Origin of the sequence: Kitasatospora sp. NPDC048194 (assembly GCF_043202455.1) — a bacterium.
Lineage (GTDB): Bacteria > Actinomycetota > Actinomycetes > Streptomycetales > Streptomycetaceae > Kitasatospora.
In genome coordinates this window covers 23,833-38,340 of record NZ_JBIDAK010000005.1, presented here as the reverse complement: position 1 = coordinate 38,340, position 14,508 = coordinate 23,833, and the positions used below count along the sequence as shown (strand labels likewise).

The window sequence follows — 14,508 nt, the reverse complement described above, 5'->3', positions numbered from 1 at the left end:
GTTTCCTCCATCGTCGATGAGGCCGCTGTGGTGGCCCGCCACATGGGAGCGGCACCGCCGGATTCCTACCGTTCTCGGCCATGGACACCTCTACTGCCCGCCCGCTCGACGGCCGCACCGCCCTGGTGACCGGCGCCGCCTCGGGCATCGGCCGGGCCTGCGCCGAGGCCTTCGCCGCGGCCGGCGCCCGGGTCTACGTCCTCGACCTCGCGGCCGGCCCCGCCCGGGAGCTGGCGGAGCGGATCGGCGGACGCGCGATCGTCGCGGACCTCGCCGATCCCGAGGCCGTGGACGCCCTGCCGGACGACGCCGACATCGTGGTCAACAACGCCGGTCTGCAACACGTCGCACCCGTCCACGAGTTCCCGGTCGAACGCTTCACCCTCATCCAACGCGTGATGGTCGAGGCTCCGTTCCGCATCCTGCGCCGCACCCTTCCCCACATGTACGCACAGCGGTGGGGCCGGATCGTCAACATCTCCTCCGTCCACGGGCTGCGCGCCAGCGCCTTCAAGTCCGCCTACGTCACGGCCAAGCACGGGCTGGAGGGCCTCAGCAAGACCGTCGCCCTCGAAGGCGCCGCCCACGGCGTCACCAGCAACTGCCTCAACCCGGCCTACGTGCGAACCCCCCTGGTGGAGAAGCAGATCGCCGCCCAGGCCCTGGCCCACGGCATCCCCGAGGAGGAGGTCGTCGACCGCGTGATGCTCGACCGCACGGCCGTCAAGCGGCTCATCCAGCCCGCCGAGATCGCCGCCCTCGCCCTCTACCTCTGCACCCCGCCCGCCTCCTGCATCACCGGCGCCAGCCTGCCCGTCGACGGCGGCTGGACGGCGCACTGACCTCTCCGCCCCGGGGTGGCCGGCCACAACCACCCCCGGGGCGGTGCGGTCCGCCCCATCGTCCCGGCGCCGCGCGGTTCCTCCCCTGTGGCGACACCGTCCCCCCGACCTGGAAGTGGTGACCCATGAAAGCCCCTGTACGTGGTTCGGCGGCGAGCAGCTCCCTCCCGAGAGTGGTGGCCGCCAGCCTCATCGGCACGACGATCGAGTGGTACGACTACTTCCTGTACGGAACGGCGGCGGCGCTGGTGTTCGGGAAGGTGTTCTTCCCGACCAGCGATCCGCTGACGGGGACGCTGCTGTCGTTCCTCACCTATGCGATCGGCTTCGCGGCGCGGCCGCTCGGGGCCCTGGTGTTCGGGCACTTCGGGGACCGGGTCGGGCGGAAGCGGCTGCTGGTGGTGAGCCTGCTGCTGATGGGCGGGTCGACCACGGCGATCGGGCTGCTGCCGACGTACGGGGCGGTCGGGGTGGCCGCGCCGGTGATGTTGACGGCCCTGCGGCTGGTCCAGGGGTTCGCGCTCGGCGGGGAGTGGGGCGGGGCGGTGCTGCTGGTGTCGGAGCACGGCGACCAGCGGCGGCGGGGCTTCTGGGCGTCCTGGCCGCAGGGCGGGGCACCGGCGGGGAACCTGCTGGCGGCCGGGGTGCTGTCGTTGATGACGGCGGTGCAGTCGGACAGCGCCTTCCTGGCGTGGGGCTGGCGGGTGCCGTTCCTGCTGTCGGCGCTGTTGGTGGGCGTCGGGATGTGGATCCGGCTGGCGGTGGACGAGTCGCCGCTGTTCCGGCAGGCGCTGGCGAACCGGCCGAAGGCCGAACCCACCCCACTGGCAGGGGTGTTGAAGCACCACTGGCGGGAGGTGCTGGTGGCCATGGGCGCGCGGATGGCGGAGAACATCTCGTACTACGTCATGACGACCTTCGTGCTCGCGTACGCCGTCGGCCATGCGCACTTCGACAAGCAGAGCGCGCTGAACGCCGTACTGATCGCCTCGGCCGTCCAGTTCGCCCTGATCCCGCTGTTCGGGGCGTTGTCGGACCGGGTCGGACGCAAGCCCGTGTACCTGGCCGGCGCGGCCGGGGTCGGCGGATGGGCGTTCGTGTTCTTCGGGATGGTGGACACCCGGTCGTTCGGGTCGCTGGTGCTCGCGGTGACCGTCGGACTGGTCTTCCACAGCGCGATGTACGCGCCGCAGGCGGCCTTCTTCTCCGAGCTGTTCGCGACCCGGTTGCGGTACTCGGGCGCCTCGATCGGCGCCCAGTTCGCCTCGGTGGCCGCCGGGGCACCCGCCCCGCTGATCGCCACCGCGCTGCTCAAGGACTACGGCAGCGCCACGCCCGTCTCGGTGTACGTGGCCCTCGCGGCCGCGATCACCGTGCTGGCGGTGCTCTGCGGGCGGGAGACCAGGGGGCGGGACCTCGCCCTGGTCGAGGAGCGGCCGGCGGACGGCGCCCCGGCCGGAAAGCCGACCGTGGCCCGGGGGTTGAGCCGATAGCATCGGCGACTCCTCGCACCGTCGGAACCGACGCCGATTGGCGGCCCGCACCATGAACCACCCCGACGAGAGCGCCGCACCCGCGCTGCGGCGGCTGCTCGACCTGCTCGCCACCGGCGCCGCCACCGAGGACTTCGCCGAGGTGCTGGCCGACGCCCGCCGCCGCGGGGCGCCGCCGGCCGTCCTCGCCGAGATCGACGGCGCCACCTGGCAGGCCCTTCGGGTGCACCGGACCCTGCGCCAACACCGGCGGCGCGAAGCCGAGTTGACCGCGCTGTTCGACACCGCCGGGGACCTGGCCGCCTCCCGTGACCTGGACACGGTGCTCCGGGCGATCGTCCGCCGGGCCCGGATGCTGCTCGGCACCGACACCGCGTACCTGACCCTCCCGGACGACGCAGCGGGCGACACCTACATGAGGGTCACCGACGGCTCGGTCTCCGTACTGTTCCAGACCCTGCGGCTCAGTCTCGGCGACGGCCTGGGCGGGCTGGTCGCGCAGACCGCCCGCCCCTACGCCACCCCCGACTACCGCACCGACGAGCGCTTCCACCACACCGGCACGATCGACGCGGGCGTGCTGGACGAGGGCCTGGTGGCGATCATCGGCGTGCCGCTGCTGCTCGGCGGGCGGGTCATCGGGGTGCTGTTCGCCGCCGACCGCTCGCCGCGCACCTTCTCCCCCGACGAGGTGGCGCTGCTCTGCACCCTGGCCGCGCACGCCGCGATCGCCCTGGACACCGCCAAGTCACTGGCCGACACCCGGGCCGCGCTGGCCGAGCTGAACACCGCCAACGAGCTGGTCCGGGCCCACTCCGCCGCCGTCCAGCGCGCCGAGCAGGCGCACGACCGGCTCACCGACCTCGTCCTGCGCGGCGCCGAGGTGCCGGACGTCGCCGCCGCCGTCGCCCAGCTGCTGGGCGGCGAGATAGCCGTCCTGGACGCCGACGGCGAACCGCTGGCCGGGAAGCCGGCGCCCGCCGCCGAGCTGGCCCGGGCGGTGGCCGCCTCCCGAGCCGAGGGCCGCTCCGTACGGCACGGCGAGCTGTGGGTGTGCGCGGTGCTGGCCGGGCAGGACGCGCTCGGCGCCCTGGTCCTGCGCGGCCGACCCGACCTCGACGACGCCGACCGGCGGCTGTTCGAGCGGGCCGGCGTCGTCACCGCGCTGCTCCTGCTGCTGCGCCGCTCGGTGGCGGAGACCGAGAACCGGGTCCGCGGCGAGCTGCTCACCGACCTGCTCACCGCCCCCGAGCGCGACCCGGCCGGACTCACCGCGCGCGGCCGCCGGCTCGGGGTCGACCTCGCCCGGCCGCACCTGGTGCTGGTCGCGGAGCCGGCGGACGGCGACGGTGCCGGGCGGGGGCGACTGGCAGCCGCCGCCCGGCGGTACCTGTTCGGCTCCCGGGGCCTCGGCGCCGAGCACGGCGAGGCGGTGGTGCTGCTGGTGCCGCTCGAAGCGGGCACCGCCGACGACCCCGACGGTGCGGCCGCCCCCGACGGGACGGACCGGACCGACAGGACGGGCAGGCCCGACGGGACCGGTAGGACCGGCAGGACCAGTAGCACCGGCAGCACCGACGGGACCGGCAGGACCGACGGGCTTGGTAGGACCGACGGGCCTGGTAGGACGAGCAGGACCCCCGGGACCGACGGACCCGACGGAACCGACCGGACCGCCCGGCAGGCCGCCGAGCGGCTGGCCCGGCTGGCCGGCTTCCCCGTCACCGTCGGCGCCGGCCGCCCGGCCGCCGGCCCTCCGGCGCTGGCCGCCTCCTACGCCGAGGGCCTGCGCTGCGTGCGGGCCCTGCGGGTGCTCGGTCGCGCCGGCGAGGGCGCCTCGGCCCGCGCGCTCGGCTTCCTGGGCGTGCTGCTCGGCGACGGCCACGACGTGGACGGCTTCGTCGGCAGGACGCTCGGCCCGCTGCTCGCCTACGACGCCCGGCGCGGCACCGAGCTGGTCCGCACCCTGCGCGCCTACTTCGACTGCGGCGGCAGCCTCACCCGGGCCAAGGATGCGCTGCACGTCCACGTGAACACGGTGGTGCAGCGGCTGGACCGGGTCGAGGCACTGCTCGGACCGGACTGGAACCAGCCCGAGCGCTCGCTGGAGCTGCAGCTGGCGCTGCGGCTGCAGCTGCTCTCGGGCGCCTGAACGGCCCGTCGGGGCGTGGGCGTACAGTGGCGAGGTTGGTCTCGAACGCCTGGCAAGGAGTGCGGTGGGCGCATGAGTGAGAACGTGCGGTTCGTGCGGATGGGCATAGGCGAGCGCGTCGTCCCCTATCAGGAGGCGTGGGAGGAGCAGCAGCGCCTGCACGCCCTGCGGGTCGCGGACGAGATCCCCGACACCGTGCTGCTGCTGGAGCACCCGCCCGTCTACACCATGGGCAAGCGCACCAACCCGGCCGACCTGCCGCTGGACGGCACCCCGGTGGTCGAGGTCAACCGGGGCGGGGAGATCACCTGGCACGGCCCCGGCCAGCTGGTCGGCTACCCGATCGTCAAGCTGCCCGACCCGATCGACGTCATCGCCTACGTCCGCCGGCTGGAGGAGGCGCTGATCCGCGCCGCCGCCGACTTCGGCGTCGAGACCAGCCGGGTCGAGGGCCGCAGCGGCGTCTGGGTGCTCGGCCGGACCATCCCGGACGCCGTGGTCGACCCGGCCGCGGTGGTGGACATCGGCAAGCTGACCCTGCGGATGGGCCTGCCGCTGGGCATCGACCCGCGGCTGGCCGGGCCGGAGTACGCGCCGTCCAACGCCGGCCAGCGCGGCGACGACCGCAAGCTCGCCGCGATCGGGGTACGGGTCGCCCGCGGGGTGACCATGCACGGCTTCGCCCTCAACTGCGACCCCGACATGACCTACTTCGACAAGATCGTGCCCTGCGGCATCCGGGACGCGGGCGTCGCCTCGCTGGCCGGCGAGCTGGGGCGCGGCTTCGAGGTCGCCGAGGCGCTGCCGGCGGTCGAGCGGCACCTCAAGGACGTCCTCGCCGAGCTGCCGGAGCCGGCGCTCAGCCGCTGAAAGGCCCCGAAACCTCCCGCTGCTGGGAATCTACCGGCCGGTAGGTGCGTTGCCCTGCGATTGCGGGGCGCCAGGCCCAGCGCAGCCCGTACAACCACAGGCGTACCCTGGGGGTACCCCGTCTAGTTCTAGGAGTCGCACGTGTCCGCTGTCGCGCCCGACGGCAGGAAGCTCCTCCGCCTGGAGGTCCGCAACAGCGAGACCCCCATCGAGCGGAAGCCCGAGTGGATCAAGACCCGCGCGAAGATGGGCCCGGAGTACAACGCCCTCCACTCGCTGGTGAAGAAGGAGGGGCTGCACACGGTCTGCCAGGAGGCCGGCTGCCCCAACATCTTCGAGTGCTGGGAGGACCGCGAGGCGACCTTCCTCATCGGCGGTGACCAGTGCACCCGCCGCTGCGACTTCTGCCAGATCGACACCGGCAAGCCCGCCGAGTTCGACCGCGACGAGCCGCGCCGGGTCGCCGAGTCCATCGTCACGATGGACCTCAACTACGCCACCATCACCGGCGTCGCCCGCGACGACCTGGAGGACGGCGGCGCCTGGCTGTACGCCGAGACCGTGCGCCAGGTGCACGCGATGACCGCCGACCGGGCGGGCGGCCGCACCGGTGTCGAGCTGCTCATCCCTGACTTCAACGCGGTGCCCGAACAGCTCGCCGAGGTGTTCTCCTCGCGTCCCGAGGTGCTCGCGCACAACGTCGAGACGGTGCCGCGCATCTTCAAGCGGATCCGCCCCGCGTTCCGGTACGAGCGCTCGCTGGACGTCATCACCCAGGCCCGCGCGGCCGGGCTGGTGACCAAGTCCAACCTGATCCTGGGCATGGGCGAGACCCGCGAGGAGGTCAGCCAGGCGCTGGCCGACCTGGTCGGGGCCGGCTGCGAGCTGATCACCATCACCCAGTACCTGCGCCCCTCGCTGCGCCACCACCCGGTGGAGCGCTGGGTGAAGCCCCAGGAGTTCGTCGAGCTCCAGGAGGAGGCCGAGGAGCTGGGCTTCGCCGGTGTCATGTCCGGCCCGCTGGTGCGTTCGTCGTACCGGGCCGGCCGGCTGTACCGGCAGGCGCTGGAGCGGCGCGAGCAGGCCGCGGTCTGACGTCACCGACCGGTTGCCGGTCGGTCGGTCGTCGACCGGTTCGTCACCGGCCGGTTTGTCGCCGGCCGGTTTGTCGCCGGCCGGTCGCCGGCCGGTTCAGCGGTCGGCGGTGGGTCGATTTCCGGCCACTGGGCCATTCGAAGGGCGGAGCCGCGGCTCCGCCCTTCCGGCTTTCACCACGCTTTGACTGCCCGGTCACGGGCTGGTAACACGGGGTGGGGACGATGGACGCCTGGCAGGCGTTCGATTCTTCTCAGCCCACGTGAGGAGCTGTTCGGCATGCGGATGCGGATCCGGTCGGTGGGGGTGGCGCTGCGGTTCGCCGAGAGCGTCCTGCTGGCACCCGGCCAACGGCACGCCCGGCTGAACGCCTGGGCGGCGGTGTGCGAGAACCGCCGGTACGCGGCGGACCGCCGGCACGACGCCCCGGCGGCCGCGCCGACGGGCACCGCGGGGGCACGCTCCGTACGGCAGTGAGCCTGCGGCGTCGCTGTGCGCGACGGCGTACGGGCACACGGGTCACGGTTCGGGCGAACGGGTACCCGGGCTTGGATATCCCGTACCCGTGCCACGTACCATGAGCGTTATGGCGAGGGAAACATCCGAGAACCCCGGGCGACTGAAGCAGATCCGCCTGGCGTACACCATGACCAAGAAGGTCGACACCAAGATCGGCCTGATCATCGCCGGCGTCGGCCTGCTGACCTTCGGCGTGTTCCTCGCCATCGGCTTCGCGATCGACCACCCCATCTACCTGGGCATCCTGGGCTTCATCGTGGCCGTCCTGGCCATGGCGATCGTCTTCGGGCGCCGGGCCGAGCGCGCCGCGTTCGGGCAGATGGAGGGGCAGCCGGGTGCGGTGGCGGCGGTGCTGAACAACATCCGGCGCGGCTGGAGCTCCAGCTCCACCCCGGTCGCGGTCACCCGGAACCAGGACGCGGTCTACCGCGCCGTGGGCCGGGCCGGCATCGCGCTGATCGGCGAGGGCAACCCGAACCGGGTGCGCCAGCTGCTGGCCTCCGAGAAGAAGAAGATGGCCCGGGTCGTCGGCGACGTGCCGGTGCACGACATCGTGGTGGGCAACGGCGCGGACGAGGTCCCGCTGAAGAAGCTGCAGATCCACCTGATGCGCCTGCCCCGCGCCATCACCCCCGCCCAGGTCACCGAGACCAACGACCGCCTGCGCGCGCTGGGCGACCTGCTCTCCAAGGCGCCGATCCCCAAGGGCCCGATGCCCAAGGGTGCGCGGATGCCCAAGGGCGGCCAGGTCCGCTGACCGTCCCCCGACCGCACGAGAACGGCCCCTCTGATGTCCTCAGCGGGGCCGTTCGGCGTTCAGCCCTCGGGGGTGGCCGGGGGGGCGGTGCCGTCGACGGGGGCGGTGCGCTGTGCCGGGGGTCCGGTGCGCGGTGACGGGTCCGGCGCGCAGCGATCGAGGGCGGCGCGCGGCGGCGTCAGGTCAGATCCGGACCTCGACCGTGCCGACCGCCTTGTCGTGCAGACCGCGGGTGTCCCGGTCCCAGACCAGCGCCGGCACCACCAGGCAGAGCAGGACGGTGCGCAGCAGGATCTGCGGGATGGTCGCCCGGCGGCCGTCCAGGCGGACCACCCGCAGGCCGAACAGCCGCTTGCCGACGGTCGTGCCGGTCGTGGCGAGCAGGACGGCGGCGACCACGAAGTAGAGCGGGAGGGTCCACAGGTTGGCCTCGGCCTGGTCCCCCTTGGCGATCAGGCCGTAGGAGATCAGCGAGACCAGCCAGCCGTCCACGAACAGGGAGCCGATCCGCCGGCCCGGGCCGGCGATCGAGCCGGGGCCCTCCTGCGGCAGCCCGAGGCGCTCGCCGCGGTAGCCGAAGTCGGCGCCCATCTTCTCGGCGGCCGCCTTCGGGCCGTCGATCCACGATCCCAACGCTTCTCTGGTGTCCACGAATCCACACTAACCGGGCTCACCCCGGACACCCCCACCGGCACCCCTCCGGGCGGGGCGTGGTGCCGGGCCCGTCCCCTACCGGGTGAATCGCGATCACCGGGCTTACCAAGTGGTCCAGACCACTGTCCGACGAGCCCCCAGGTCGGCGGGGCGATTTGCCCCGGCCCGTACACCTTTGCCGCCCACTCGGCGGACGCGGTTAACATCGAGGAAACGAGCGGGTCACCGGCCGGAAACGACCCATTCCTAGGGTGAGCCCCATTCGCTACGCCGAGGAGGATGGATGTTCAACAGCGCCGCCGAAGTGAAGCAGTTCATCCAGGACAACGACGTGAAGTTCGTCGACGTCCGGTTCTGCGACCTGCCGGGCGTACTGCAGCACTTCTCCGTACCTGCGGCGACCTTCGACCCGTCCGAGACCCTGATGTTCGACGGTTCGTCGATCCGCGGCTTCCAGGCCATCCACGAGTCCGACATGGCCCTCGTGCCGGACCTCGCCACGGCCCGCCTCGACCCCTTCCGGGCCGAGAAGCACCTCAACATCAACTTCTTCATCCAGGACCCGGTCACCGGCGAGGCCTACAGCCGCGACCCCCGCAACGTCGCCAAGAAGGCCGAGGCCTACCTCGCCTCCTCCGGCATCGCCGACACCGCCTTCTTCGGGCCCGAGGCGGAGTTCTACGTCTTCGACTCGGTCCGCTTCGAGACCAGCGCGAACGCGTCCTTCTACCACATCGACTCGGAGGCCGGCGCCTGGAACAGCGGCGCCGCCGAGGGCGACGTGCGCGGCTACAAGGTCAAGTACAAGGGCGGCTACTTCCCCGTCCCGCCGGTGGACCACTTCGCCGACCTGCGCGCCGAGATGTCCCTGGAGCTGGCCAAGGCCGGCCTCGAGGTCGAGCGCCAGCACCACGAGGTCGGCACGGCCGGCCAGGCGGAGATCAACTACAAGTTCAACACCCTGCTGCACGCGGCCGACGACCTGATGCTGTTCAAGTACATCATCAAGAACGTCGCCTGGCGCAACGGCAAGACGGCCACCTTCATGCCCAAGCCGATCTTCGGCGACAACGGCTCGGGGATGCACGTCCACCAGTCGCTGTGGAGCGACGGCTCGCCGCTCTTCTACGACGAGCAGGGCTACGCGGGCCTGTCCGACACCGCCCGCTACTACATCGGCGGCCTCCTCCGGCACGCCCCCTCGCTGCTGGCCTTCACCAACCCGTCGGTGAACTCCTACCACCGCCTGGTGCCGGGCTTCGAGGCGCCGGTCAACCTGGTGTACTCGCAGCGCAACCGCTCGGCCGCGATCCGCATCCCGATCACCGGCTCCAACGCCAAGGCCAAGCGCATCGAGTTCCGCGCGCCGGACCCGTCCTCCAACCCCTACCTGGCCTTCTCGGCCATGCTGATGGCCGGCCTGGACGGCATCCGCAACAAGATCGAGCCGCTGGAGCCGGTCGACAAGGACCTCTACGAGCTCGCCCCCGAGGAGCACGCCAACGTCCCGCAGGTGCCCTCCTCCCTCCCCGCCGTCCTGGAGGCCCTCGAGGCCGACCACGAGTACCTCCTCGCCGGCAACGTCTTCACCCCGGACCTGATCGAGACCTGGATCGACTTCAAGCGCAACAACGAGATCGCCCCGATCGCCCTCCGGCCGCACCCGCACGAGTTCGAGCTGTACTACGACCTGTAGAGCGGCTCCGACCTGCGGGGACGCAGGTCGATCCCTCATCGTTTCCGCAGGTCAGCGCCTCGCTGACCTGCGGAAACGCGTTCGCCGCGGCCTGGGCAGGACTTGCCAGGTCGATCATGTGCGGAGCCGGACGGCGAGGGCCGCGCGTCAGCGGCGGCAGTCGTCGGAGCCCCGGCGGCAGGCGGAGTTGGGCGGGAGCGGGCTGCGGCCGGCGGCGCGTTGCAGCGGGTAGTGCTGGGGCGAACCTTCGGTTGGCGGCCGACGATAATGCCCTGGTGAAGACCTGGACGGACCGCCTCCCGCAGATACCCTTCCGGTACGACGCGCTGCCGCCCGACGGCCCGTGGATGACGCAGGAAGAGGCAGCGGCCTACCTCGGTGTCGGGCCGTACCACCTGAACTCCCTGATCGGTAACACCCACCGGATCGAAATCGTCCGCACCACCACCGACAGGAAGTTCGCCTGCACGCGTGCCAGCGTCGAGGCGGAGAAGGAGTGGCGCGACACCGCCAAGGTCCGGCGGAAGGCCCTGCGCCTGATCGGGGACTGGTTCAAGCAGTTCTGACGGGCGGTCGGCGAGGAGCCGGTCCGGTCCCGGGCAGGCCGAAGGAACGACAGGAGCCACCCGCCCCGGTCGACGGCACCCTCCAGGGGATCGGGCGGGTTCACCGGCCTCCGGCTCGGGCACCCGGCCGGTCCCTGCTGCGGCTGCTGATTCCCGAGGTGCTGCCGCTTCTCCGGGGGCGGCGCACGGCCCGGCCGGTTGGTGTGGCGCCGGCCGGGCCGCGCGTCGTGGGGTCAGTTCTGGACGAGCCTGCCCGCGGCGAGGCCGTCGGGGGCGGCCACGAGGTCGCCGTCGTCGCCCGCGACGACCCGGGGATCTGCGGCGGCGAGGGCCTCGGCGCGGTCGCGGGTGAGCAGGACCAGTTGGGCGCGCTTCTCGGCGAGATCGAGCTGGGGGCCCGGCTCGAAGCCGCTGCGCAGCAGGCGGGCGACCGACTTGTCGTTGCGGACGTCCGGCTCGGCGACGATCCGGCGCACGTAGGGGTCGGCGAAGAGGAAGGCGATGAGGACCGCGATCAGGTGGTGGGTGTAGCCGCGCCGGGGGGCGTCGGCGGGGGCGACGAGCAGGTGTACGCCGAGGTCGCCGTCCTGGACGGGGTAGTGCTCGCCGAGCGGGTCGTGCTCGGGCAGGTAGGTCTGGAAGAGCGCGGCGGGCGCACCGTCGTGCCGGACCAGGTAGGCGTGGTGGGTCTCGAGGGAGTCGACGAACTCGTAGGTCTCCCGGACCTGCTCGCGGGTCCTGCCGACCATGCCCCAGAAGCGGGCACGCTCGTCGTCGACCCAGGCGTGCACCACCTCGGCATCGGCCGCCGCGTCCAGCGGGCGGACGGTCACCGTGCCGAAGCCGGGGACGGTTCGCTCGAACCGGGCGCCGTCCGGCGAGCGGTGGTCGACGGCGGGGCGGTCGGCCGCGGTCCGGTCTGTCCGGTCAGTGGCCACTGTTCTCCTCGGTGAGTCTGGTCCAGTCGGTGACGACCGGGGTCAGCGCGCCGCTCAGCCAGAGCGGGTGCTGGTCCCGGTGGTGGGGGTGGCCCGGGTCGCCGTGGGCGCCGTGCGGCACGATCCAGGCGCTGCGCTCGCGGTCGGCGAGGTCCCAGACCAGGCGGGCGGCCGAGGCCCGGGCGCTGAGGTCGGTGATCCCGGGGACGCAGGAGGTGGCGAGCACGCAGTCGTGGTCGCCGGCGAGCGCCGGGCCCGGCCGCGCCTCCTCGGCGGGCAGGGCGGACCAGGCGTGGAGCCGGTGCCGCTCGCCCCAGGTCTCGCCGGTCGGCCCGGCGGCGGCCAGTTCCTCGACGGCGGCGCGCACCAGGGCGGCCGGGTCGATGCCCGGCAGCAGCCCGGTGCCGAGCACGTGTGGCAGGGCGAAGCCGATCCTGGCGGTGGCCGACAGCCAGGGGGCGAAGACCGGCGGCAGGCCGTCCGGCGCGGCGAGCCCGGCCAGCTCCGGGGTGGCCGCGTAACGGCGCACCACGGCCGAGCGCAGCTCGGCGTAGCGGGCGGCGGTGACCGAGTCGGCGTCCATCCTCCGGTCCCAGGCCAGGAGTTCGGCGCGCAGCGCGGCCGCCTCGGGGCCGAGGTCGGGCAGCGTCGCGAGCAGGTCGAGCAGGGGCGCGGCGGAGGCCAGGTGGGTGTCGGTGTGGACGGCCGCCATCCGCTCGGTGGTCCAGTCGGTGCCGTCGGCGAGCAGCTCGGCGATCCGCTCCGCCCGGTACGGGGCGCAGAACTCGATGCCCAGCGGCCCGGCCAGGCCGCGTTCGTTGGCCATGACGGCGGCGCCGCGCACCTCGGCCCGGGGCAGCGGCTGCCAGCCGTGCCACTCGTGGCCGGGCTCCCAGGCGGGTACCGGCCGGATCAGGTTGCGGGGGTCGCGCGCCGGGACGGCCCCGGCCACCCGGTGCAGCAGGCCGCCGGCGGTGTCGGCCGCGAGGACGACGTTGACCGGCTCGGCCCAGCCGTACAGGGCCCGGTCGAGGTCGCCCACCGTACGGGCGCGCAGCAGCGCGGGCAGCACCTCGAAGCCCAGCCGCGCGGTGACCCGGGGCGGGTACCGGAGGCTGACCGCCCGGCCGTCGCCGTCCGGGCCCCCGGCGATCACCGGGCCGCGTTCGGTCTCCACCACCTCGACGGCGACGGGCTCGGCCCCGGCGACCTCGACGGTCTCGGTGTGCGCCTCGGCCGGGTGCCAGCCGTCCGGGCCGCGCGCCTCGACGCCGGCCGGGGTGCGGCGCAGCCGCTCGTGGTAGAGGTCCTGGTAGTCGGCCATGGAGTTGGTGATGGCCCAGGCGACCTCACCGGTGTGGCCGAAGTGCGCGATGCCGGGCACGCCGGGCACGGCCAGGCCGACCACGTCGTACTCGGGGCAGGCGAGCCTGATCTGCTGGTAGACGCCGGGGGTCTCGATGAAGCGGTGCGGGTCGCCCGCGATCAGGGCGGCGCCCGCCGCGGTGCGCTCGGGGGCCACCAGCCAGCCGTTGCTGCCGGAGGCGGGCAGGCCGTCGGTCGCGAACAGGTGCACCGCGTCCTCGCCGAGCACCCGGGCGACCCTGTCCCGCCAGAGCTTGCCGGGGAAGCCGGCGAACAGGATGTGGTGGGAGAGCCAGAGCGCCAGGGGCGTCCACTCCTCCCACCGGCCGGGGGCGAGCCCGGCGGCGGCGAACTCCGGGGCCCGGCGGGCGCTCTCCCGCAGCCCCTCGTTGACCCCGGCGACGTACGCGCGCACCCAGGCGGCGGTCGGCTCGTCCAGGGCGGCGAAGCAGCGGCGGGCGGTGTCGGCGAGCCGGGCCCGCCGGGCGAAGACGTCCCAGTCGAGGTGGTCCGGGCCGAGGAAGGCGGCCGAGCTGCCCTGGGCGCGGTGGCGCTCGACCTCGAGCTGCCAGGCGCGGTCGGTGGCGGCGTTGCGGCCCTGGGCGCGCACCAGGGCGAGCGGGTCGGCGGCCCGCAGGTGCGGGATGCCGTGGGCGTCGCGGTGGACCCGGGCGGTCACTTGGCGCCCACCGCCCGGGCCGGGGTGCGGCGGCGGGCCAGCGGGACGACCAGCGGGGTGCCGCTCTCCGGGTCCTCGACGATCCGGCAGGGCAGGCGGAAGACCTGCTCGACCAGTTCGGCGGTGACCACCTCCTGCGGCGGCCCGGCGGCGAGCACGGCGCCGTCCCGCATGGCGATCAGGTGGGTGGCGTAGCGGGCGGCCTGGTTGAGGTCGTGCAGCACGGCGACCAGGGTGCGGCCCTGGTCCTCGTGCAACCGGGCGCACAGGTCGAGGAGTTCGACCTGGTGGGCGATGTCGAGGTAGGTGGTGGGTTCGTCGAGCAGGAGCAGCGGGGTCTCCTGGGCGAGTGCCATCGCGATCCAGACCCGCTGGCGCTGGCCGCCGGAGAGCTCGTCCACCATCCGTTCGGCGAGTTCGCCGACGCCGGTGGCCGCCATCGACTCCTGGACCACCCGCTCGTCCTGCTCGGACCACTGGCGCAGGAGGCCCTGGTGCGGGTACCGGCCGCGCGAGACCAGCTCGCCGACGGTGATGCCGTCGGGGGCGACGGAGGTCTGCGGCAGCAGGCCGAGGGTGCGGGCGACGTGCTTGGCGGGCAGGCGGGCGATGTCGGCGCCGTCCAGCAGCACCTGACCGGAGGTGGGGCGCAGGGTGCGGGCCAGCGCCCGCAGCAGGGTGGACTTGCCGCAGGCGTTGGGGCCGATGATCACGGTGAAGGAGCGGTCCGGGACGGCGACCGAGAGGTTCTCCGCGATGGTCCGCTTCTCGTAGGCGAGGGTGAGCCCCCGGCCCTCCAGTCGTGCCGCCTGCGGCGTCATCGCGGTCTCTCCGTCCGTTCGGTGTCGCTGGGTCGTCGTACGCACTGCCGGGTGGCGGCGG

The 14,508-nt window shown here is 73.4% G+C and carries 13 protein-coding genes; 9 read left to right on the top strand and 4 right to left on the bottom strand.

The genetic code is table 11. The annotated features are described in order from the left end of the window. The first annotated feature begins 80 nt into the window (after positions 1 to 80). The 7 genes from ACGF07_RS08755 to ACGF07_RS08725 all read left to right on the top strand — a co-directional run bounded on the left by ACGF07_RS08755 (position 81) and on the right by ACGF07_RS08725 (position 7,728). Positions 81 to 842 carry a 3-hydroxybutyrate dehydrogenase gene (locus tag ACGF07_RS08755; RefSeq protein ID WP_392896728.1) on the top strand — a complete coding sequence of 254 codons (762 nt, stop codon included), beginning with the start codon at positions 81 to 83 and terminating at the stop codon, positions 840 to 842. A 125-nt stretch (positions 843 to 967) separates the two neighbouring features. After that, on the top strand, positions 968 to 2,335 hold the full coding sequence (locus tag ACGF07_RS08750; protein ID WP_392896726.1) for an MFS transporter: 1,368 nt from the start codon (positions 968 to 970) through the stop codon (positions 2,333 to 2,335). Between the two features lie 52 nt (positions 2,336 to 2,387). After that, positions 2,388 to 4,487 carry a helix-turn-helix domain-containing protein gene (locus tag ACGF07_RS08745; protein ID WP_392896724.1) on the top strand — a complete coding sequence of 700 codons (2,100 nt, stop codon included), beginning with the start codon at positions 2,388 to 2,390 and terminating at the stop codon, positions 4,485 to 4,487. A gap of 72 nt (positions 4,488 to 4,559) precedes the next feature. Further along, positions 4,560 to 5,357 carry a lipoyl(octanoyl) transferase LipB gene (lipB, locus tag ACGF07_RS08740; protein ID WP_392896722.1) on the top strand — a complete coding sequence of 266 codons (798 nt, stop codon included), beginning with the start codon at positions 4,560 to 4,562 and terminating at the stop codon, positions 5,355 to 5,357. A 141-nt stretch (positions 5,358 to 5,498) separates the two neighbouring features. After that, positions 5,499 to 6,452 carry a lipoyl synthase gene (gene lipA, locus ACGF07_RS08735; RefSeq protein WP_392896721.1) on the top strand — a complete coding sequence of 318 codons (954 nt, stop codon included), beginning with the start codon at positions 5,499 to 5,501 and terminating at the stop codon, positions 6,450 to 6,452. Between the two features lie 279 nt (positions 6,453 to 6,731). Beyond that, positions 6,732 to 6,929, top strand: coding sequence for a hypothetical protein (locus ACGF07_RS08730; protein ID WP_392896719.1), 198 nt, complete (start codon positions 6,732 to 6,734; stop codon positions 6,927 to 6,929). A 100-nt stretch (positions 6,930 to 7,029) separates the two neighbouring features. Next, positions 7,030 to 7,728, top strand: a complete 699-nt coding sequence (locus ACGF07_RS08725) for a DUF4191 domain-containing protein (protein WP_392897055.1) — start codon at positions 7,030 to 7,032, stop codon at positions 7,726 to 7,728. 183 nt (positions 7,729 to 7,911) lie between these two features. On the opposite strand, the gene ACGF07_RS08720 is transcribed toward ACGF07_RS08725, so the two are convergent. Continuing rightward, complete coding sequence (locus ACGF07_RS08720) at positions 7,912 to 8,379, bottom strand: RDD family protein (RefSeq protein ID WP_350738934.1); 468 nt, start codon at positions 8,377 to 8,379, stop codon at positions 7,912 to 7,914. 286 nt (positions 8,380 to 8,665) lie between these two features. Between ACGF07_RS08720 and glnA the strand changes: the two genes are divergently transcribed. Together glnA and ACGF07_RS08710 are read left to right on the top strand one after the other, a co-directional pair. Next, positions 8,666 to 10,078 (top strand): type I glutamate--ammonia ligase, encoded by a 1,413-nt coding sequence (glnA, locus tag ACGF07_RS08715; protein ID WP_350738931.1) that lies wholly within the window; start codon positions 8,666 to 8,668, stop codon positions 10,076 to 10,078. Between the two features lie 275 nt (positions 10,079 to 10,353). Beyond that, a complete protein-coding gene (locus ACGF07_RS08710) occupies positions 10,354 to 10,644 on the top strand; it encodes a hypothetical protein (RefSeq protein WP_392896717.1) in 291 nt (96 codons plus the stop codon). A 233-nt stretch (positions 10,645 to 10,877) separates the two neighbouring features. Here ACGF07_RS08710 and ACGF07_RS08705 read toward each other — a convergent pair whose 3' ends face one another. Genes ACGF07_RS08705 through ACGF07_RS08695 form a run of 3 tightly spaced genes read right to left on the bottom strand, consistent with a single transcriptional unit; the run spans position 10,878 to position 14,447 of the window. Then, positions 10,878 to 11,582, bottom strand: a complete 705-nt coding sequence (locus ACGF07_RS08705) for a GNAT family N-acetyltransferase (RefSeq protein WP_392896715.1) — start codon at positions 11,580 to 11,582, stop codon at positions 10,878 to 10,880. Then, complete coding sequence (locus ACGF07_RS08700) at positions 11,572 to 13,626, bottom strand: penicillin acylase family protein (protein ID WP_392896713.1); 2,055 nt, start codon at positions 13,624 to 13,626, stop codon at positions 11,572 to 11,574. Before ACGF07_RS08700 ends, ACGF07_RS08705 begins: the two co-directional genes overlap by 11 nt. Continuing rightward, positions 13,623 to 14,447, bottom strand: coding sequence for an ABC transporter ATP-binding protein (locus ACGF07_RS08695; protein ID WP_392896711.1), 825 nt, complete (start codon positions 14,445 to 14,447; stop codon positions 13,623 to 13,625). The genes ACGF07_RS08700 and ACGF07_RS08695 overlap by 4 nt, the downstream gene beginning before the upstream one ends. Positions 14,448 to 14,508: the final 61 nt, after the last annotated feature.

Bases quoted from the DNA above. Each gene is read 5' to 3' on its own strand.
- ACGF07_RS08755 (WP_392896728.1), top strand. From the start codon at position 81: ATGGACACCTCTACTGCCCGCCCGCTCGACGGCCGCACCGCCCTGGTG.
- ACGF07_RS08750 (WP_392896726.1), top strand. From the start codon at position 968: ATGAAAGCCCCTGTACGTGGTTCGGCGGCGAGCAGCTCCCTCCCGAGA.
- ACGF07_RS08745 (WP_392896724.1), top strand. From the start codon at position 2,388: ATGAACCACCCCGACGAGAGCGCCGCACCCGCGCTGCGGCGGCTGCTC.
- lipB (WP_392896722.1), top strand. From the start codon at position 4,560: ATGAGTGAGAACGTGCGGTTCGTGCGGATGGGCATAGGCGAGCGCGTC.
- ACGF07_RS08730 (WP_392896719.1), top strand. From the start codon at position 6,732: ATGCGGATGCGGATCCGGTCGGTGGGGGTGGCGCTGCGGTTCGCCGAG.
- ACGF07_RS08725 (WP_392897055.1), top strand. From the start codon at position 7,030: ATGAGCGTTATGGCGAGGGAAACATCCGAGAACCCCGGGCGACTGAAG.
- glnA (WP_350738931.1), top strand. From the start codon at position 8,666: ATGTTCAACAGCGCCGCCGAAGTGAAGCAGTTCATCCAGGACAACGAC.
- ACGF07_RS08695 (WP_392896711.1), bottom strand. From the start codon at position 14,447: ATGACGCCGCAGGCGGCACGACTGGAGGGCCGGGGGCTCACCCTCGCC.